Raw genomic sequence first — 19585 nt, forward strand, 5'->3', positions numbered from 1 at the left:
CTCACTCCGCTTTGAATTACAGGTCTCCAAGAGAATTTAGACAAATGCTAACTCAAAAAGTTGCATAATTGTCTGGACTTATGGGGGGCATTAAGGATTTATTCTCTTTTACATCAAAAAGAATATTTATCAGGATTTAAATTATAATCCTTTATCGAGACCATACTATCTGTATCAAATTCTATACTTACACTATCTGCAATAATATTGATAGTCGCAAAACCGCTTGGCCAATCAATCACACACCCATCTAAAAAGCGATATACATTTCCTTCATTTAAACTTCCCCATTTGCGATAAATTTGAACTCTTCTTCCCTGGCTATCTTTTAAAAAATCATCTGGTGAAAGTGGGTCATACAAAGAAACCTTAATTTCTCCACCTTTTACACCGTAAAACCGGATCTTTGACATCCCAGCAATATAACTATCTTCTCTAACCGATATCCCCATTATCTCTTTTAGCAGATCTTTATCTAAATTCCCCATGCTCTTAATAATAACTTTTCATTTAATTCATGGGGCGGAAGAAAAAAGATAGTCGATTCGCTAAAATCAATAAAATACTTTGTCTTTTCATCGATTGTAATATCTATTAACATTTTGCTCCTCCTATAAAATGACAGTTTCTTGCAACTTTGAGCAAGAAGACTGTCAATTAAACATTAGAATAACTTCCCAAAAATTATGGCTTCAATGAATCTATTTCAATTCTCTTCCCATTCGTTTGCCTCATTATTCCAAAATTTAGTTCCTCAATTACATGATCATAAAATTAAGAGGGTGTTGAAGAAAGGGGGAACATTAAACGTTGTAGAAAATCACTCAAACAAGAACTTTGGACGTTTATGGGATAAAAAAGGAGATACAGAGTATTTTGAGCATTTTGCTTACATCCCCTGTCATATTCCTATAACGCTCATAAGCTTGTGGTGCATATTCGAATTCTCTTTCATAAGAACCCATTTTTTGTCTATAATAATAGATTCTTCCTGTTGTTACTCTTATTTTTCAACAATCTTCTATTTAATTTTTCATAATTACTATACAGGGTTACGTATTTTTGATAAAGTTTTTTCATAAAACCTCTTCTAATAAGAATTTCATGTTTTAATTCTTCATAATTCTCATCCATAAATTGAATATCTTTCTTATTCATTTTATTTCGGTTCAACATTTGATTGTGATGAAACCTTAATTCTTGTAGAACAAACCACAATTTCAAGTCGAATGCTGATATTTGAGAAGATAAGTATTGTAATAGCTTTTTTCTATCTTCATAGGTATCTACCTGGACCGTATTTTGCCAGAATGCACTACGACTTATCTCACTGTGATACCAATCCAACTTTTGGTTAAGCTCTAAAGTCACTATTTTTGTATCAAATAATTGAGCGTCAATTTTCATTCCTTCCCTATAGCATTCTTGAATCTTCTTCTGATTTTCTATATAGGTCCTAGATGTTCGGTAAAACTCGTTAAAAGATTGTTGTACATCTGGTGGCATAGACTCACGGAATGTTTCATTAATTATATTTAAGAGCTTCATAACTCGTTTATGAAAGAAAACCGGGGACTTTGACTATTTTTTCCAAATTTAGAGATATAGACTGATTTAATATCTGTACTATGCGCAATCCATATTACATCTTGGTAGTCTTGTTTACATATTTCCTTAAAACGGGGTACCTCCCCATCTTCACGAATAATGAAATAACAACTCACAAACAATACAAAGAAGGGGCAACCCTCAAGTAGGTTTATCTACTTTTGGGACACCCCCGAAAAATCCACAAAAACCTCAGTCTAAAAATGGGTCACCAGTAGTTAACTTTTCAATAATCTCTTTATCCCATTCACTCAAATTGATATAAAGCTCCTTATACTTATCTCTGGAAATAGGATGGTCTAAAAAATACAAGGCAGCTATAGCCAAATGCCCTACGGTATAAATACCCATTAATTTATTTTCTTTGGCCGTTAAGGAGCTTATTTTTTCTAGTTTCGACACGATGTCTTGGTTGCACAATTTCTTTTTTACAATTTTTTTAATTGCATTGCTTAGAACGAAATTATGAGGTATATCCAAGCAATCAATTAACTCGTCGTCCCTTAATTTATCGCTCTGAATCTCTTTAATCAAAGTTAGATATTTCAAACAACCACCTCAAAACTATTCAATTTTACTTCCAAGAAGCAAGTCAATTAGTTGCTGTCTTTCTTCTCGATAATTATTCCACAATTGGTCAACTACATCTTTATATCCTAATTTTTCAGCTTCACGTATTTCTGCTAAATAGGCTCTCAGCTCTTTTCTAGTTCTGCTCTTAAGGTCATATAATCCTCTCATCCCAGGCCAACCCTCTGCCATATCATCGAGAAAATGTTGATACTCATGCCTTAGAGCACTAATAGATGCGTTTACATCTATATAAACTTCACCAGGAGAACCTGAGGAAGTAGGTGAATAGGCCATTGTACCATTACCCCTATAATGTACCTTACCACCCAGTTCCTCAATATGGCTAATGATTTGTTTCCATTCTTCCGGATGTGATTCGATTCCAGGACCAAATATATCTCGGAATGGATCAGCATTTTTCGCGAACCATTTTCTCCCCTGCACCAACAACTTGCTTTCGACCAAGCATTACTAGTGGAATATATTCAGTCCAGCCTAAGCCTGATTCCTCTAAAATCTTGCTGAATGCTTCATCAAAAGTAAGTTCAGTGACACCTGGATCATATGAAACCATTTGGATATTTGAACCCATCCTAATAGTCTCATACTGGCCATTCTCTCCTGGGCGTGAAGATCCAGATATCTCCCCAATTCCAGTATTCGGATTCTCTACATATTTTTCTCCGTCAATTCCTGCAAAATAATGACCATCTAACTCAACTCTTGAAATGGGGTTCCCGCCTGTAAACGCATAACGGTTGTTGGTCCATACGTCCGTGGTGAGTCCCATATCAGACAATGCACCGTTATACATATCCAAGCTCAAGAAGCGGTTCAACCCAGGCGAATAATCCCGGAAGCCCATGTCATAAGACTTGGTCGCAGGATCCCAACGCTTGGCACTGTAGCGATACGGGTTATGCGGTTCATCCGGATTGTAGTTCGGGTTACCTTCTGCATCCGGGCCTGTGGTCATCTCTTTGTCTTCTTTTCCGTATGCCGTGTACCCATAGGTCCCCTCGACGCTGCCATCCTCTTTGTACAGCATCTCCACATCCGTGTGAGGGTTGTAGCCGTAGTAGGAGTTTTTGTCTCCCAAAGTCTCATGCTTCACCATGGCCAGGCGTTTGCCCCATGGCGAGTACAGGTAAGATTTTTGCACCACTCCCGCCACGGACTCTGTCAAGACTTCTCCGCTGAGTCCCAGGTAACCAAACTCGGTGGTTTTGGCGCCGGTTGTACCTGCTTTGATGGTTTTGCTGACGGTACGGTCTAACGGGTCGTATGCGTATTTGGTGGTGTCCAGACCCTGGGTTTGGTCGTTCCATTTCTTATGTTCAATGATGTGATCGAACCCGTCGTATTTGTAGCTTTCGATGACAGTGCTGCCCGAGGTGACCGAACGCAAACGCCCATAAACGTCATAGCTGAAGTTAAGGTATATGAACCCTCACCATATTTTGCAGCCATTTTTCCATACAACACTGCTTCATATTTAGTAGCTGTAAAGTATTTCATATTTAACCACCCTGGATTTTCATAAAAACCAGTTTTCTTAATTTGCTCCAACTCACCAGGTTTGATTTTACCCGGAGCAAATCACGTACAAAATAATACTCATCAGCTCCACTATCCATAGAACTTACTAGATCTATTGATGTCAGATTTCGTTTTGGTTCTGTCAATCTAATTCGACAAAAACATTTTTCGTGGCTAGATTAAGAGAATTCTACTCTTTTTCACTACTGTACCTAGCAATCCATCCTTTTGGACCAAATAAATTACTATATAGCCCATTGGTACCAACATTATTTCCTATATCTTTAACTTCTTGTCCATCAATGTCTACATTTATTTTAATTTCAGGATTTTGATCAAGCGTAAACAAAAGTTGATAAAGTAAGGTGTCAACTGCTGTCATGATAAAACTTCTCAGCATCTGTATTTGTTCTTTATTAAGCGTTTGTATTCCTTTACTAAGCTCGTTGTTTTCTTTCAATATATTATTAAATTTTGAATTAATTTCTCTGCGAGCGTTATCTCTTACCTCTTTTATTAATTGTTTTCCAAAGTAATCTAAAGCTCTTAATTCCAACTCTGTTTGAATAAAAGCGTCTGCATACTTATATAAAATTTGAAGCTTACTGGTAAGTTTGTATAATGAATGAAAGATGTATCTTATATCTCCATCATCAAACCAGTCATCTTCTTTAATAAACGGCAAGTGTTTTTCGAAGATTATATCTAATAATAGTATTATCTCTCTTTGAAGGGACGGGTTCTCTTCCCAGAACTCCTTATTTAATCTAGACAACAATTCTAAAAGCTCTCCTTCTCTCATATGTCCTTGAAAAGGATTTGTCTTAAGACGACTAATTACTTCATAACAAATATATTTTAGAAACAATTCTTGTCTTAAAAATCTAGATAAATCAAAGTTGCTTAACTCCGAAATTTTTTTGTGGCGAATTTGAATTAGCCAGCTTGTAATTGAATAGTCAGAATTGATGTTTTCTATCTCTTGAATTCCCTCCATTTTCCCAATGTCACTTATTTTTAACAAACTAAACTTATGTTCCATCATCTTATCACCTTACACTTCATAATAAACGAGGAAATGGTTACCTAAAATTTTCTAGATAGCCATTTCCTTATAGTTACCCAACTTCCTACTCGTTATCCTACATTAAAACCTTACTAATTTCATCTTGATTTTTCCTACTTTTTATATGGATTGTAATTATACTTACTAAAAAGTTCATTAATTTGACGGATATAATCACCTGATTTGTCATAATAGATTTGTAAAGTTTGTCTCACATCTGGAGCAAGATTGGGGTTCTTTAGCGCCCCACTCAACTTTCTTCTTGCATTTTTTAAACCAATAAGAGTATCTACCATCTCTTGTAAGTGATTATAGTAACCTCCACCCTTTCTCGGAACAGGATTTCCTTGTAAATCTCTCTCCGCTCCTGTAAAATCGTGTGGTTTCAAGTGATCATTAATAAGGTTATCAATAGTTTCTACTACAGCTCTTTGTCTATCATTTAAATGGTCAAAGCTTGCCTTAGCCCCACCATTAGAAAATCTAGCACTTAGCCAATCCCAAGTACTTTTAAACCCACCTTCGAGAGAAGATCCTCCTACAAAAGGAGAAAGTAACCCAGCAATCCCCCACAATCTAGACTGTTCTTCACCTGTCCAACAATCTTTACCTGATAGTACATTACTAACATCACCAATCTCTGAATTGATAGGTACAAAACCCATCCCGATACTAAATAATCGATCTGTATCTGTTACTTGACGATCAGACATTTTTCTTTCTGGTAATCCTGCAACATCTTCTCGATAAGATCGATAGTTGTTGGCGTAACAAAATCTCGATGTGGGTTATTTGAAGGTCTATCACTTACTTCTACTGGAATATGCCCGTCGTAATCCGTATTGGTAATCGGATTTCCTCCCGCAAAAGCATAACGGTTATTGGTCCATACGTCCGTGGTGAGTCCCATATCAGACAATGCACCGTTATACATATCCAAGCTCAAGAAGCGGTTCAACCCAGGCGAATAATCCCGGAAGCCCATGTCATAAGACTTGGTCGCAGGATCCCAGCGTTTGGCACTGTAGCGATACGGGTTATGCGGTTCATCCGGATTGTAGTTCGGGTTACCTTCTGCATCCGGGCCTGTGGTCATCTCTTTGTCTTCTTTTCCGTATGCCGTGTACCCATAGGTCCCCTCGACGCTGCCATCCTCTTTGTACAGCATCTCCACATCCGTGTGAGGGTTGTAGCCGTAGTAGGAGTTTTTGTCTCCCAAAGTCTCATGCTTCACCATGGCCAGGCGTTTGCCCCATGGGGAGTACAGGTAAGATTTTTGCACCACTCCCGCCACGGACTCTGTCAAGACTTCTCCGCTGAGTCCCAGGTAACCAAACTCGGTGGTTTTGGCGCCGGTTGTACCTGCTTTGATGGTTTTGCTGACGGTACGGTCTAACGGGTCGTATGCGTATTTGGTGGTGTCCAGACCCTGGGTTTGGTCGTTCCATTTCTTATGTTCAATGATGTGATCGAACCCGTCGTATTTGTAGCTTTCGATGACAGTGCTGCCCGAGGTGACCGAACGCAAACGCCCATAAACGTCATAGTTGTATTTTGCTGTTACTCCATTGGTGACGGCAGATACCAGACGGTTGCGGTCATAGGTGTATGTCGTCGTGTCGCTGCCGATCGTTTGCTTGATGACGTTATGGTTGGCGTCATGTTCATAGGTTTCCGTACGGAGTGTTGTACCCGTAGCGGTGTTCACCTTGGTCATCCTGGCGATCCGGTCCATCGGATCGTATTCATAGGTCAGGGTGTGGTTGTCGTTTGCGCCGTTGGCATTGACCAGTTGCACGACATCCTTGATCTTATGCCCGTTGGCGTTGTAATCGATGCTGTGCTTGTTGACAATGGTGCCGTTGGAGCCGCCTTTTCTCGTTTCCTGGATCTGCAATTTGTTGTCCAGGTAGTAAGAGTAGGTGGTGATGTTGCCGTTTGGCAGCTTCTCGGTCGCGACTTGTCCGTTGTCGTTGTAGGTGTAGCTGGTCACCTTCGGATTGAGATCGGCTGCATTCTTCTTCTGCGTCACCTTGGTGACCAGGTTGCGGACATCGTACTCGAAATCGGCGATCTCGCTGTCGTAGCTCCGGTTGAGCGGGTTGCCGTTTTCGTCGTAGGTGAAGGTGATGCTGCGTTTGGTGGTGTAGACTCCCTCCGCATTTTTCACCTGTTCATCCACTTTGCTGACCTGGTTCAGCTCGGTGTAGGCGATGGCGTATTGATGGATTTTCGCATGCTTCGAGTTGTCCTTCATGAGGGTCATGTTGCCGTTCGGGTCGTAGGAATACTCGAAGTCGGTTTGCTCTTCATCGACCACGCCCGTGGTGTCTTTTTCGAGCTTGACCGCATCGGCGCTGACAACCAGACCGGTACCGGTGTTGGCGGTTTTATCCGTCAATTTGACACTGGCGGTTTTGTCAAAGTTGAACAGGACCCAGGTTCTATTTTACACAATTTTCTAATAACAATATTTAACTTTCCGTTCCAAATCTTTGTACTCTTTTCCTACTCTGTTCCATCCTCTGCTGTCGTTGTAAATTGTTCGGTTCTAGCAGAAAATTTTCCCAGTATTTTCTGTACCTGTTCTCTTTTCATTCCAAAACGTAGTTCATTTATACCAGTGTAAGGATAGATCAAAAACTCCATTTCTTTCACTTTGCATTAAATCATACCCATTTAGGTTCGTAAGCCATAAGAACAGAGACTCCTTATATAAGCAGAATCAAGCTTTGCAAGCAATTTAGTTTATAAATCTAATTCAAACCCAAATAAACATCCATATTATCTTTCGGTGTGGAGGGAGATTTTAAGTGCAGACAGAGAAAGGCAGGGGATCCGGTCACATCAGGAACCGAACCCTGCCTTTCTGTTCACACCGCTATCCTCTTCTCACCCGTTACGGCAAAAAGATCAAATACCGCAAGTAAATATACACATGGGAAATCACCAGCGAGACAAAGGTGATCGGGGCTCCTACCTTGAGAAACTCCATATAGCTGAAGCCTTTGCCCTCCCGGTCGGCCAGGCTGGCCACTATCACATTGGCGGAGGCGCCGATGATGGTCCCGTTGCCGCCGAGGCAGGCCCCGAGCGCCAGGGACCACCAGAGGGCGTTGATTTGCGGGGAGCTGACGGCCAGTCCCAATCCTTCGGCCATGTCTTTGATCAAAGGGATCATGGTGGCGACAAACGGGATGTTGTCGATAAAGGCGGACGCCACTCCGGAGATCCACAAAATGAGGACGGCCGCGTAGGAAATGTCGCCGTTGGTGATGTCCAGCACCTGGGTAGCCAATGCTTTGATCACGCCCACTTCCTGCAATCCGCCTACCAGGGTAAACAGTCCGGCGAAGAAAAAGATGGAGATCCATTCCACGGAATGGAAAGCTTCTTCGATCTGCTCTTCCTTAAGGCCGATCAGCATCAGCAAGGTGGCCCCGGCCATGGCAATGACCGACGCTTCTAGGTGAATAACGGAATGCAGGATGAATCCCAGAATGGTAAGGCCAAGCACGAATAATGATTTCTTCATTAAGACCGGATCTTTGATAAAGTCCTGTTCGTTCAGCTTCATCAACTTTTCTTTATTGACGGCGTCCCCTTTGAGTTCTTTGCGGTAGATCAGATACAGCATCAGTAAGGCGGCAGCGAGAACCACGGCGGTGGCGGGTCCCAGGTGGATCAGGAACTGGTTGAAGGTGAGATGCTTGTTGGCCGACCCGATCATGATATTGGGCGGATCGCCGATCAAGGTGGCCGTGCCCCCGATATTGGAAGCGATTACTTCAGAGATTAAGTAAGGAACCGGATTGACGCCAAGGATTCTCGTAATGGAAAACGTGACCGGAACCACTAACAGCACGGTCGTGACATTATCGAGAAATGCCGATGCCAGGGCGGTCAGCAAGGAAAGGCTGATCAGGATGCGCATCGGGTGGCCGCCCGCAGCTTTGGCCGATTTGATGGCCACATATTGGAACACACCCGTTTTGTTGGTGATTCCGACAATGATCATCATCCCGATCAAAAGAGCGATGGTATTCCACTCGATATATTCTTTGAATGCTTTTTCCACATCCAGAATGCCCAACAGTACCATCAGAGCGGCACCTGTCAAGGCGAGTACGGCACGGTTGATTTTTTCCGTGACGAGAACGGCATAAGTGAGCAAAAAGACCACAATCGCCAAAATGGTTTCCATTTTCTCCTCTCCCCTCCTAAAAATAAATAGAGGAGCCCCTTGGTGACAGGCTCCTCCTAAAACACTTCTCTTATTTAATTCATTCACATTATACATAAAAAACTTGAGTCAGTAAAGAATTATGACTCTGTCTAAAATCCGGTAACATAACCATTTCTTGACCACACCCCCATGAATTAAAGGCAGGGGATTTCTGACAAAGGGACTTCCTACGGTCGCTTGGCTAATCTCTTCGACTGAAGAGAAAATAAAAAAGCACCGCCCCACATGTGGGGAACGGTGCATGATGAAAACTACGGGGTATAACTTGCAATTTGCCGTTCCACTTCCGGATATACGACTCCTTCTCCGCCAAGGATGTATCCCTTTTGAAACTCGCCTTTCTTCCCGGTCAGGTACGACTGTACTTCAGTAGGAAGAACAGATGGTTTCGTCAGGATCACCGGGGAGGCCGTATAAGCCGCCAGCGGGCCGCCGGACAGGGCATCCGGGAAACCATTCCCATTTGCGAATACCAGCGAAGAGGCGCTCATGTTAAATGTTTTGGCCACATTGACCGCTGTTGCGAAACGGTTGGCTCCATCGATCCGGGTGACGGTTCCTTTGGTTGCCAACTGTGTTTTCACCCGGTCGGAAACCACTCCGGAGCCGCCGACGATGTAGAAGTTTTTAATCTCGGGGTGATTGTCGATAAACTGTTGGATCGGAGTTGGGATCAAGTCGGTCTTCACCAGCAAAATCGGCCAGCCTTCCTGGGCGGCAATGCTGGAGGCAGCCAGCGCATCCGGGAAGTTCAACCCGCTGGCGATGATGGCCGTGTCAGCTGTCCCGCCGGACGTCACTTGATTGGCGATGGAGGCGGAAACCACGTAACGGTCCGCTCCGGCAATGCGGGTGACGTTTGTTACACCCAGGTTTTTCAGCTGGGTTTCCACATTGGCGGAGACAGCCCCCGTTCCGCCGAGGATCACGGCATTCGTCGGTTTGCGGCGCTGGATCTCAGCCTGGATATCCGGCTTTAATGTGCTCGTGGGTGTCAGCAGGATGGGTGATTTGCTTTTCGCTGCCAGCGGCCCGCCGGACAGGGCATCCGGGAAATCATCGCCGCGGGCAATCACGACGGTATCGGAAAGATTACCCAATGCGCTGATTTCATTGCTGATGCTGGCAGATGTGCCGTAGCGGTCCGCTCCGGCCACCCGCTTCAAGTTGGTGCGCGCTTTGATGGTCAAGGCTACATCATTGCGGATGTTTGGCAAATCGGGTTTAATATACGCGCCCGGGCAGGCGGTTTGCGCCCTTGGCAGCAGTCCGTGCCCCTGAATGGTAGGTACTTTATAATCTACCTTTGGAACATTTGGATCATCATATTCGTAGTTCCGTACAAAATCGGCCGTGCCCGTGGGATTGATATTCCACAGTTTTGCCTCGTAGGACAGAAGGTTAATTAAGGAGTTGCGCATCACTCTTGGCAACGGTTTGTTGTCGTAATTTCCCATTACGGACACGCCAAAAGTCCCTTTATTAAAGGAGTAGGCATGGAAGCCCACGACGCCGTCGGAGAGGAGATTTTCTGCCCCGTCTTTTCCTTTTCTGCCCTCATAAATGGTTCCGTCCGGACCGATGACGGCATTGTAAGCCAGATCTCCCCAACCTTTGGTTTTGGCATGATAATAGTAGTCAGCCCGGAGAGCTTCTTCCGGAGTTTGCTGTCTTTTTTGACCCGTTTCCGGATCGGTGATGATGGCCAGATCATGACCTGTATGATGGACAACAAGGTGCGTCACATTAAAATATTCACGGGGCTCAACCTCGTTCCCGTTCGCATCATAACGAAGGGATTCATCTGCTCCCCATTCGGCCCTTGTCTTAATCTTGGGCCGGTCGACAGCAGCGTCCACCGCATCAAACAATACTTGCCAAAAAGATTGTTTGCTTTCTACTTTTTTACCGTCGCGGGCGTTAATAAAGGTTAACTTGATGTCTTTCACGCGCGGCAATAGTTTTTGCCCCTTTTGCAGATGGACACGATACTGGGCATAACTCGCTTTGCCGGCATAAATCAAATCACCGAATGTTTCTGCATTCTGTTTGCTATCCGGACCTTCCCGGTCATCCCCAACCTGGACTCTTGTCCATTTCGTCCAGTTTTCTCCGTCGGGAGAAGTGCGGACTTCAAACCGGATCAGATTCTTGGATGCTTTTTTGTCCAATGAATCATTGATCCAATGAATCCCTACGTCTGTAAACACGATGTCCGATTGAATCACCGGAGAGGTATATACCGCTTTCTTTTCCGTTCCCGGCAGAGTGAGGACGGCTTGTTTTCCTTCCGCTTCCATCTTGACCTTATCGCTTTTCCCTTTGGCAAAATCGCTTTGGAATTGCTGGCGGACATCATCCGCCAAAATTTTGACCACCGGAGGCTTGGCCCAACTGGAGGGGTATACCGGCAAGGAAAAAGCGACCGCGGCAACAATGCCTGAGACGAATAGCATACCGCCTTTCGATTTCCAACGAGACATTTGATTCCCCCTATATCATGCTCACTCTTCTTTTAAACTCCGATCCCCTCGGTGCAAAGACAGGTTTTGCTCTATGTAAGCCCCTGCATATACTATATTCGCATAACACCTTCGTTTTAGGTACTGAAAATGATCGTTTTTGAGAATTTTTTATCCTCAATCAACAGGTAAAATCCGGTCGTTGCGACCTTGCCTGTCTTTCACAGTTAAGGGCTGCTGCCAACAACCAACAGCCCGCCATGCAGCATGTGATGCGCCTCTCTGATTTTATCACAAATCCCTACGCTTTCTTTACCGGATTGATCGTTGACGATTTAATCCGTCAGATTGGCCTGGGTCACTTTTCCGGCGGTAATGGATACGGTTTTTGAGATCTTGCCACAGGTGATCGTATACGTTCCGGGTTTTAAGTCAATCGCTGAATAATCGCCGCTGCCGTCTGTCTGCACGGTACGGGATTCCGGACCTCGGATGGTGACCGTTTCGTTGTCGCTGATGGTTCCGTTGCTGTACAGAACCTTTCCGGTTAAGTGCCCGGTGATGGGTTGCGCTTTCCAGGGCAGGACGGGCGGAGCCACTTGTTCAGCCAATACAGGGGTCTGGTTGTCATAGGGACTGGGTTCTGACAGTGCGGCGTAAAACTCGCTGTTCGGTACTCCATCCTTGTTTGTGACCGCATAGCTGTAAAGATGGACGCCGGCCAGTTTATTTCCCGAAACAGACGGCTGCCGGGCTTTGCGGATCTGAGTCAGTCCGTCCGGGATGGAGTTGAGGTAGAGACCGACTCCGGCGGAGATCCTACGCTTATATTGATGATCTTTTTCCCAGGCCAGCCAGTTTTCGTAATATTGCTTCTGCGTTGGATCGTATTCCCGGAAGTAGTTCATGGGAATGGCCAGATCGATGGCTCCCGTCTCCAGCCAACGATTCCAATCTTGAAGAGCGCTGTTCATGGTGAGCGATGCTTTGTACTCGTCGATCGTTTTGGGTCCGTTTCCCCAGGCGATCGTTGCTGCTGAAACCACCAGGTTTGGCTTTACGGCGAGCAGGTTGGCGTACGCTTTTTCAACCAGGTGATTCACCTGTTCCCTGCGCCAGGCCTTCCAGGTTTCATCGTTCGGGTCCGGCAGCCCGGTCCGGCCATACCGTTGGTTAAACCTGTCCACACTGGTCGGATTATATCCCCAATCCGTTCCCATATAGCGGATCAGATCCATGTGTATGCCATCCACATCGTAATGAGCGGCTACATGTTTCAAGACGTTGATGGTATAGTCTGCCGCATCCGGGTGGCCGGGATCGATCACGTATTCGGAATTGCCATCCCCCGTAAAACTACCGGCAAAATTTTTGCTCAGCCACAGGTCCCTTCCCGTTTTGCCGGGCCCATGGAGATTGAAAACATGGTTCGGGTCTTTCGGCGGAGTTGATTGATTCCAGACCGGCATCATGGCAAACCAGGCATGTACCTCGATGCGCGGGTTGGAAGCATGGGCTTTCTGAATGAGATCTTGCAGCGGATCATATCCGGGTCTTCGGTGCGGGGCTCCAGGCTGTTATTGTAGAAGGCATCCCCGCGGCGGCGGACTTGCAGGAAAATCGCATTCGCTTTCGCCTTTTTTACATCGAGCAACAGCTGATCGACCTGGGCCGGTGTTTTCGCCCCGTTTCGGAACATATCGACCCAGAAAGCGCGAAGTTCTTTTTTGGGGGGATAGGTCGTAAAGCTGCTGATCATTCGTTCCACTTCTGCGGAGACCGATCCGGTTCCGCCCAGTATATACCCTTTGTAAAATTCACCTTTTGTCTCTTTGATCTCCCTTAAATAAGAAGAGGCTTCCGGGGGCAATACCGCTGGTTTGGTCAGGATGATCGGTGATCCAGTACAGCCGGCCAGCGGACCGCCGGAAAGAGCGTCAGGAAAATCCTGTCCATTTGCAAAGATCAGGGAATCGACCGGCAACTTAAAATGCTTGGCTACATGGACCGACACTTCATAGCGGTTGGCTCCGCCGATTCGGGTGACCGTTCCGTAAGATTGCAGCTGGGTTTTGACCTGATCGGATACGACAGCCGGCCCGCCGATGATGATAAAGTTTTTGATTTCCCTGTGCCTGGCAATAAATTGCTGAATCGGCGACGGAATCAGATCCGTTTTTACCAGCAGAATGGGCCAGCCTTTTTGGGCGGCGACACTGGAAGCGGACAGCGCATCAGGAAAGTTTAACCCGCTCGCGATGATGGCTGTATCGGCTGTCCCTCCGGCGACAACCTTCTCTGAGGTCAGGGCCGATCCGGCATAGCGGTCTGCCCCGGCAATCCGCTCAACGGTGGCAACACCCAAACTTTTTAACTGGGATTCCACCGTGGCGGAAACGGCACCCGTTCCGCCGAGAATCACCGCTCTTGAAGGTTTGCGGCGCTGAATTTCCGCTTTGGTCTCCTCTCTTAACGAAGCGGTCGGTGTCAACAGAATCGGCGATTTGCTTTTCGCTGCCAGCGGGCCCCCGAATAAAGCATCGGCATAAAGATCGCCGCGGGCAATCACCACGGTGTCGGAAACCAATCCCAAAGCATTGAGCTCTTTGCTGATGTTGACCGACGTTTCATAACGGGTCGCTCCGGCGAGACGCTTCAGACCGGGTCCGGACTCCAAAGTGGTTGCCTCCTTTGTTGAACAGATGGTCGTAAGTGAAACGGCGGCTAACACTCCTAAAACCAAGGCTTTTCTGCCTTTGGCTTGATGATGATCCATTCGATTCCCCCTTAAATACGCTGGTTGACTCGATCCCCTTTTCCCGGAGGCGGGAGAAATGCGTTTATGATAAACCCTCCTTATATTGTATTCGGAATTGAGTAGATTTTTCTTTCTCTTAAATAAAATTATCTATAGTCCGTTTTCCGTTTCGAGAAAAAAGGCTGTTGATCGTTGCCGGTCAACAGCCTGTGAATGATTTCCCCTATGCAACTATACCAATTGTGCTTCTTTACTTCCGACCAATACCCGTTTGATGATGGCGACTCCCTGCTCGATCTGTTCTTTGCTGATCACCAGAGGAGGCAGCAGACGTAACACGTTCTCCCCGGCCGGCAAGGCGACAAGTCCCTGTTCAAGCAGCTGTTTGATCAGCGGACCCGCCGGTACATCCAGCTGGATGCCCACCATGAGGCCGAGGGCGCGAATCTCTTTCACTTCCGGGACTTCCGCCAGTTCCGCGGTCAGCAGCTGATGCAGATACTTCCCTTTCTCTTTGGCCTCGGTGAGCAAAGAGGTCTCCTTCAGTTCTTGCAAAACGGCAATCACCGCAGCCATGGCCAGCGGATTCCCGCCGAAGGTGGAGCCGTGGCTGCCCGGGCTTAAGATCGGCTTGATCGCTTCCTTTGCCATCAGTGCGCCGACCGGAAAGCCGTTTCCGAGACCTTTGGCCAGCGTGACCACGTCCGGCTGGATATCATAAGCTTGAAACGCGAAGCATTCACCGGTCCGCCCGATTCCGGTCTGTACTTCGTCGATCATCAGCAGGAGATTTTTTTCTTTACACCAGGCGGCCAGCTCTTGAACGAAATCGTAATCGGCCGGCCGGACTCCTCCTTCCCCCTGTACCAGCTCCAGGAAGACAGCGGCTGTGGTCGCTCCGGTCGCTCTTTTCACGGCATCCATGTCCTGGTAAGGGAGGATGCGGAATCCTCTCGGCAGCGGATCAAATCCTTTTTTCACCTTGTCCTGCCCGGTGGCCGTCAAGGTCGCAAGCGTCCGTCCGTGAAAGGAGTTTTGAAATGTAATGATTTCCGGCTCCAAAATAATTTTTGCTTCTTTCCCCCACTTGCGCGCCAGTTTGATGGCCGCTTCATTGGCTTCCGCCCCGCTGTTGCAGAAAAAGACAGCGCCCATGCCGCCGGCCTCGCACAGGAGGCGGGCCGCTTCTTCCTGCTGGGGAATGGTAAACAGATTGGAGACATGCCAGAGTTTTTGGGCTTGCTCCGTCACCGCCCGGGTGACACGCGGGTGGGAGTGGCCCAGATTGGTAACTCCGATTCCTGACCCGAAATCCAGGTACTTGTTACCAAAGACATCCTCCAGTTCAGCCCCCTTGCCCTTCACAAAGGCGATATCATGACGAAGATAATTGGGAAAGAGTGACACGGTTCCCCACCTCCTCTTTGATCAGCCGGGTTCCGCCTGTCGCGGCAGAAAGCGGATGGGGTTTTGTTCCGTTTACAATCCGGACTACGTCCACGCTTCCTTCCAGACAGCGGATTCCCGAACGCACTTTGGGAATCATCCCTCCGGTAATCACACCGGTTTGGATATAGTGTTCAACCATGCCGGGCGTGGCTTCCGACAAGACATGGCCGTCACCCGTGCGGATTCCGTCTACGTCGGTGACCAGAATCAACTCTTTAGCCCCGATCGCCCGGGCGATGGCACCCGCCGCTTCATCCGCATTGACATTGTAATGTTGCCCCTCGCGGTCCGTCCCGAGCGTGGCGATGACCGGAATCCAGCCTTGATCGAGCAGGCCGAAAATGGCTTTCCCGTTAACTTGTATGACTTCACCCACATATCCGAGCTCCGGATTTTGCGGCTTCACTTGCAGCAGCTGAAGATCCACCCCACTGAGTCCGAGGGCTGAGGCTCCCAGAGAGGCAAACCGGGTGACGATCTGTTTGTTCACCCTGCCTGCCAAGACCATCTCCACAATGGACAGCGTCTCTTCATCCGTCACCCGGCGCCCTTCCACAAAACGGGGAGTTTTTCCGAGTTTCCCCATCCACTCCGAAATCATCGGGCCGCCGCCATGGATCATTACCGGGGAAATATTTTTCCGCATCCATTCAACGCAATCGGTAAAAAAGGTAGGATGCAACTGATGCATGACACTGCCGCCCAATTTGATGACAACTGTCTGTTTCACCTCTTCCCCCTCCTTTTTCTTTGAACGCAGGCTGTGTAGTAAGTGTGTTTCTTTGAGGTGCTACGGGGCGGTCGGCCGTGTGGGTCTCCGTGCTTTTGAGGCCGGCAAGGATATCCAAACCGGCCGCTCCGGCCCCTCACTCCGGGGCGCGGATCAATCCCGCTGTCGCGTGGGACGGGTGATCCGCTTCCACCCTTCGTCACGGTCACCGCTGGGTACGGCCTCAAAGGCGCTTCGCCCAATCCCGGCCCCCCCCCGCACGATTTTGCCTTTCATCCCAAAGTTGTGTCGAAAAGACATGGACGCTTTTCTCTCAAGTGCGATAACTGGCGTTGATTTTGACGTATTCGTAAGTGAGATCACATCCCCAGGCGGTGGCTGCATGCTCTCCCTGGTTCAAGTGCAAACGGATTTCCACCTTCTCCTGTCTGAGCACCTCGGAGGCTGCTTCCTCCTCGTATACAACCGGCACTCCTCCCTTGACCACGGCGATGGGCCCGAGATAGACATCGACCGTATCCGGAAACAACATCGGTTCCCCGTACCCGGCGGCGCATAAGATTCTGCCCCAGTTGGCATCCGCTCCAAACACGGCCGTTTTGACCAGGCTGGAACCCACGACCGCTTTGGCGATTTTACGGGCCACCTCGAGTGTGGGGGCTCCTTCCACTTTGACTTCGATCAGTCGCGTTGCCCCCTCGCCGTCACGGGCAATCTGTTTGGCCAGCTCCCGGCACACATATCCAAACGCCGCCCGGAACTTGGGCCACTCCGGGTGCTGGGGGTTGAGAGGCTGGTTTCCGGCCAGGCCGCTGGCCATCACCACCACCATGTCATTGGTGCTGCAATCCCCGTCCACGGTGATCATATTGAATGTTTCATCCGTTGTTTGCCACAGCAACGATTGCAGCTGGTTGGGATCGATCACGGCATCGGTAGTGACAAAGCCGAGCATGGTCGCCATATTGGGCTCAATCATGCCCGAACCCTTGGCAACCCCGGCAATCTTCACCGTTTTTCCGTCTATTTCACATTGGGCTTCCGCTTTTTTGGTGCAGGTGTCAGTCGTGAGAATCGCTTCAGCAAAGGATGAGTCACCGTCCGCGCTCGCTACTTTCGTTACCTGTTTGAGACCGGAGAGCATTTTCTCCATCGGCAAATACTCGCCGATCACGCCGGTGGAAACCACTCCCACTTGGTGGGCCGGGATCCCGAGAAGCGATGCCGTCTCCTCTCTTGTCTGGTAGGCATCCTGCAATCCCCGCTGTCCCGTACAGGCATTGGCATTTCCGCTGTTGACCACAAACGCTCTCAGCTTTCCTTCCACGCCGATGCTTTCCTGGGTCACTTTGAGCGGCGGTGCTTGAAACGCATTGGTGGTATACACGGCTGCGGCGGCAGCGGGCACGGAACAGATGATGATTCCCAGATCTTTACGCTTTCTCTTGATGCCGCAGTGGACTCCCGCCGCTGTAAATCCAAGCGGCGAAGTGATTTTGGGGTCTTCCGCCACTTCAAATGGCGGTTGGATCGATAATTGGGTGTTCAATCGTCCATTCTCTCCTTTTCTGTAAAATCCGTACATTCAAGTGATTGAAATTGAAACCAATTACATCAGGGGAATAAAGGTGAAAAACCGAGACCCGTTTCTTCCGGCCATCCCATGCGGATATTGGCATTTTGTACCGCTTGACCGGCCGCTCCCTTCATCAGGTTGTCAATGGCCGCCAGCACCATGATCCTTCCCGTTCGTTCATCGACATGGTAGCCGATATCGCAATAGTTGCTTCCCTGAACAAATTTGGTTTCCGGCCATCCGTTCTCATGAATCCGCACAAACGGAGCTGCTTCATACGTTTGCCGGTAGATCTCCCTTACATCTGCCCGTGTATAATTATTCATATTGTCCGCATAAATGGTCACCAGAATCCCGCGATTCATCGGCACAAGATGGGGAACGAAGCTGACGGTGATGTTTTCTTGAGCGATCAAACTTGCAAAACGCTCGATTTCCGGTATATGCTGATGCCCGTCCAGCTTGTAGGGACGTAAATTCTCGTTGACTTCGCAGTAGAGCATGGCTTGCTTCACTCCGCGTCCGGCTCCCGTCACCCCTGATTTGGCATCGATGATAATCGACGAAGGTGGGATGATGCCCTCTTTGAGTAAAGGTGCCAGCGCCAGTAACGCAGCGGTCGGATAACATCCCGGATTGGCGATGAGTGAGGCTGTTTGGATCTGGTCGTGAAACCATTCACTCAGTCCGTAGACGGCTTGTTCCAGCCACTTGGCAGGGGCAGCAGGCCGTTTGTACCATTCTTGATAGGTGTCCGGGGAATCCAGGCGAAAATCTCCGGACAAATCGATGACCACTTTCCCCTGTTCCACAAGAGCGGGTGCCCACGCGCCGCTCACGCCCGGCGGAGTGGCAAAAAAAATGAGGTCAGCTGTACAAAGCCGCTCCATGTCCAGTTGTTCAAAAGAACAGGAAAGATGGATCAGGTGAGGATATGCCCGGGCAAGAGGCTCCCCCGGCTGGGAAGAGGAAATCAGCACTTCCGGTTCCAAATAAGGATGATTTTGAATGAGGCGAATCAGCTCTACCCCGCCGTAACCGGTGGAACCCACAATGGCCGCTTTCACTTCAAACACTCCTTTTTAAAATTGACGTGCAAAAGAAATTATGTATTATTATACATTCTATGTAATATTTATTCAATATCTTTTTTTCAGCTTCTGCATAAAAAAAGCAAGGGAGACCCTTTGAACGGGTCTCCCTTGCTGTTGGTTGATTCCAGGTATGCAATTATTTCTGTTCTGCCAGCCAGGCAGCCAGTTTTTCCCTGGCCTGGTCGGAGACTTGCGGTTGTCCCGGCATATTTCCTGTTCCGTTTTTGATGATGTCGGCAATTTCCTCCCTGGTCAACTTACTGCCGATTTTTTGCAGCCCGGGCCCCATGCTGCCCTGCAAGTTGCCGCCGTGACACGAAGAGCAGTTGTTCACATAGATGTCTTTCGGTTCCATGGCCGCATCATCTTTCTGGTTGCCGCCCGTTGTCTGCGGGTTGCAACCAACCAGGAGTAGAGCGGTGATCACACCGGCCATTCCCATACCAAGCTTCTTCACAAGTATGGTTTCCCCCTTCTTGCGCGC

The 19585-nt window shown here is 47.8% G+C and carries 20 protein-coding genes; 1 reads left to right on the plus strand and 19 read right to left on the minus strand.

Going from position 1 to position 19585, the window contains the following annotated elements; all coding sequences use genetic code 11:
* Positions 1–113: 113 nt before the first annotated feature.
* The 9 genes from BMW55_RS01860 to BMW55_RS01895 all read right to left on the minus strand — a co-directional run bounded on the left by BMW55_RS01860 (position 114) and on the right by BMW55_RS01895 (position 7043).
* Positions 114–488 carry a hypothetical protein gene (locus BMW55_RS01860; RefSeq protein ID WP_089964760.1) on the minus strand — a complete coding sequence of 125 codons (375 nt, stop codon included), beginning with the start codon at positions 486–488 and terminating at the stop codon, positions 114–116.
* Entirely contained in the window at positions 476–601 is a 126-nt protein-coding gene (locus tag BMW55_RS19790) for a hypothetical protein (RefSeq protein ID WP_280139727.1), read from the minus strand. The genes BMW55_RS01860 and BMW55_RS19790 overlap by 13 nt, the downstream gene beginning before the upstream one ends.
* A 371-nt stretch (positions 602–972) precedes the next feature.
* Positions 973–1548 carry a hypothetical protein gene (locus tag BMW55_RS01865; protein WP_139179411.1) on the minus strand — a complete coding sequence of 192 codons (576 nt, stop codon included), beginning with the start codon at positions 1546–1548 and terminating at the stop codon, positions 973–975.
* A 252-nt stretch (positions 1549–1800) separates the two neighbouring features.
* Positions 1801–2157 carry a hypothetical protein gene (locus BMW55_RS01870; RefSeq protein WP_089964764.1) on the minus strand — a complete coding sequence of 119 codons (357 nt, stop codon included), beginning with the start codon at positions 2155–2157 and terminating at the stop codon, positions 1801–1803.
* A gap of 15 nt (positions 2158–2172) precedes the next feature.
* Entirely contained in the window at positions 2173–2475 is a 303-nt protein-coding gene (locus tag BMW55_RS01875; protein ID WP_244527406.1) for a hypothetical protein, read from the minus strand.
* Positions 2476–2590: 115 nt separating this feature from the next.
* Positions 2591–3589 (minus strand): RHS repeat protein, encoded by a 999-nt coding sequence (locus BMW55_RS01880; RefSeq protein WP_211663649.1) that lies wholly within the window; start codon positions 3587–3589, stop codon positions 2591–2593.
* A gap of 321 nt (positions 3590–3910) precedes the next feature.
* On the minus strand, positions 3911–4762 hold the full coding sequence (locus BMW55_RS01885; RefSeq protein WP_089964768.1) for a contact-dependent growth inhibition system immunity protein: 852 nt from the start codon (positions 4760–4762) through the stop codon (positions 3911–3913).
* Positions 4763–4899: 137 nt separating this feature from the next.
* A complete protein-coding gene (locus BMW55_RS01890; RefSeq protein ID WP_089964770.1) occupies positions 4900–5499 on the minus strand; it encodes a polymorphic toxin type 28 domain-containing protein in 600 nt (199 codons plus the stop codon).
* Entirely contained in the window at positions 5481–7043 is a 1563-nt protein-coding gene (locus BMW55_RS01895) for an RHS repeat-associated core domain-containing protein (RefSeq protein WP_170839686.1), read from the minus strand. Before BMW55_RS01895 ends, BMW55_RS01890 begins: the two co-directional genes overlap by 19 nt.
* On the opposite strand from BMW55_RS01895, the gene BMW55_RS19195 reads away from it, so the two are divergent.
* On the plus strand, positions 7011–7415 hold the full coding sequence (locus BMW55_RS19195; protein WP_170839687.1) for a hypothetical protein: 405 nt from the start codon (positions 7011–7013) through the stop codon (positions 7413–7415). The genes BMW55_RS01895 and BMW55_RS19195 overlap by 33 nt on opposite strands.
* A 270-nt stretch (positions 7416–7685) precedes the next feature.
* On the opposite strand, the gene BMW55_RS01900 is transcribed toward BMW55_RS19195, so the two are convergent.
* The 10 genes from BMW55_RS01900 to BMW55_RS01940 form a co-directional block, all read right to left on the minus strand.
* On the minus strand, positions 7686–8990 hold the full coding sequence (locus tag BMW55_RS01900) for an ArsB/NhaD family transporter (RefSeq protein ID WP_089964775.1): 1305 nt from the start codon (positions 8988–8990) through the stop codon (positions 7686–7688).
* Between the two features lie 293 nt (positions 8991–9283).
* Complete coding sequence (locus BMW55_RS01905; protein ID WP_089964777.1) at positions 9284–11515, minus strand: cell wall-binding repeat-containing protein; 2232 nt, start codon at positions 11513–11515, stop codon at positions 9284–9286.
* A gap of 314 nt (positions 11516–11829) precedes the next feature.
* On the minus strand, positions 11830–13032 hold the full coding sequence (locus BMW55_RS01910; RefSeq protein WP_089964779.1) for a family 10 glycosylhydrolase: 1203 nt from the start codon (positions 13030–13032) through the stop codon (positions 11830–11832).
* Complete coding sequence (locus BMW55_RS01915) at positions 12963–14270, minus strand: cell wall-binding repeat-containing protein (protein ID WP_089964781.1); 1308 nt, start codon at positions 14268–14270, stop codon at positions 12963–12965. Before BMW55_RS01915 ends, BMW55_RS01910 begins: the two co-directional genes overlap by 70 nt.
* A 213-nt stretch (positions 14271–14483) precedes the next feature.
* Positions 14484–15659 carry an acetylornithine transaminase gene (locus tag BMW55_RS01920; RefSeq protein ID WP_089964783.1) on the minus strand — a complete coding sequence of 392 codons (1176 nt, stop codon included), beginning with the start codon at positions 15657–15659 and terminating at the stop codon, positions 14484–14486.
* Positions 15628–16431, minus strand: a complete 804-nt coding sequence (gene argB, locus BMW55_RS01925) for an acetylglutamate kinase (protein ID WP_244527407.1) — start codon at positions 16429–16431, stop codon at positions 15628–15630. Before argB ends, BMW55_RS01920 begins: the two co-directional genes overlap by 32 nt.
* A gap of 153 nt (positions 16432–16584) precedes the next feature.
* Complete coding sequence (locus BMW55_RS19200; protein WP_170839688.1) at positions 16585–16731, minus strand: hypothetical protein; 147 nt, start codon at positions 16729–16731, stop codon at positions 16585–16587.
* A gap of 13 nt (positions 16732–16744) precedes the next feature.
* Entirely contained in the window at positions 16745–17980 is a 1236-nt protein-coding gene (gene argJ, locus BMW55_RS01930; protein WP_244527408.1) for a bifunctional glutamate N-acetyltransferase/amino-acid acetyltransferase ArgJ, read from the minus strand.
* A gap of 65 nt (positions 17981–18045) precedes the next feature.
* Positions 18046–19074 (minus strand): N-acetyl-gamma-glutamyl-phosphate reductase, encoded by a 1029-nt coding sequence (argC, locus tag BMW55_RS01935; protein ID WP_089964786.1) that lies wholly within the window; start codon positions 19072–19074, stop codon positions 18046–18048.
* A 163-nt stretch (positions 19075–19237) separates the two neighbouring features.
* Positions 19238–19558: a c-type cytochrome gene (locus BMW55_RS01940; RefSeq protein WP_089964788.1), complete on the minus strand. Its 321-nt coding sequence runs from the start codon at positions 19556–19558 to the stop codon at positions 19238–19240.
* Between the last annotated feature and the right edge of the window lie 27 nt (positions 19559–19585).

The sequence above is a fragment of the Lihuaxuella thermophila genome, from assembly GCF_900110165.1.
Classification (GTDB): domain Bacteria; phylum Bacillota; class Bacilli; order Thermoactinomycetales; family Thermoactinomycetaceae; genus Lihuaxuella; species Lihuaxuella thermophila.

Bases quoted from the DNA above. Each gene is read 5' to 3' on its own strand.
- BMW55_RS01895 (WP_170839686.1), bottom strand. From the start codon at position 7,043: ATGAAGGACAACTCGAAGCATGCGAAAATCCATCAATACGCCATCGCC.
- BMW55_RS01890 (WP_089964770.1), bottom strand. From the start codon at position 5,499: ATGTCTGATCGTCAAGTAACAGATACAGATCGATTATTTAGTATCGGG.
- BMW55_RS19790 (WP_280139727.1), bottom strand. From the start codon at position 601: ATGTTAATAGATATTACAATCGATGAAAAGACAAAGTATTTTATTGAT.
- BMW55_RS01885 (WP_089964768.1), bottom strand. From the start codon at position 4,762: ATGGAACATAAGTTTAGTTTGTTAAAAATAAGTGACATTGGGAAAATG.
- BMW55_RS01875 (WP_244527406.1), bottom strand. From the start codon at position 2,475: ATGGCCTATTCACCTACTTCCTCAGGTTCTCCTGGTGAAGTTTATATA.
- BMW55_RS01900 (WP_089964775.1), bottom strand. From the start codon at position 8,990: ATGGAAACCATTTTGGCGATTGTGGTCTTTTTGCTCACTTATGCCGTT.
- BMW55_RS01865 (WP_139179411.1), bottom strand. From the start codon at position 1,548: ATGAAGCTCTTAAATATAATTAATGAAACATTCCGTGAGTCTATGCCA.
- BMW55_RS01905 (WP_089964777.1), bottom strand. From the start codon at position 11,515: ATGTCTCGTTGGAAATCGAAAGGCGGTATGCTATTCGTCTCAGGCATT.
- BMW55_RS01915 (WP_089964781.1), bottom strand. From the start codon at position 14,270: ATGGATCATCATCAAGCCAAAGGCAGAAAAGCCTTGGTTTTAGGAGTG.
- BMW55_RS01860 (WP_089964760.1), bottom strand. From the start codon at position 488: ATGGGGAATTTAGATAAAGATCTGCTAAAAGAGATAATGGGGATATCG.
- BMW55_RS19195 (WP_170839687.1), top strand. From the start codon at position 7,011: ATGGATTTTCGCATGCTTCGAGTTGTCCTTCATGAGGGTCATGTTGCC.
- BMW55_RS19200 (WP_170839688.1), bottom strand. From the start codon at position 16,731: ATGTCTTTTCGACACAACTTTGGGATGAAAGGCAAAATCGTGCGGGGG.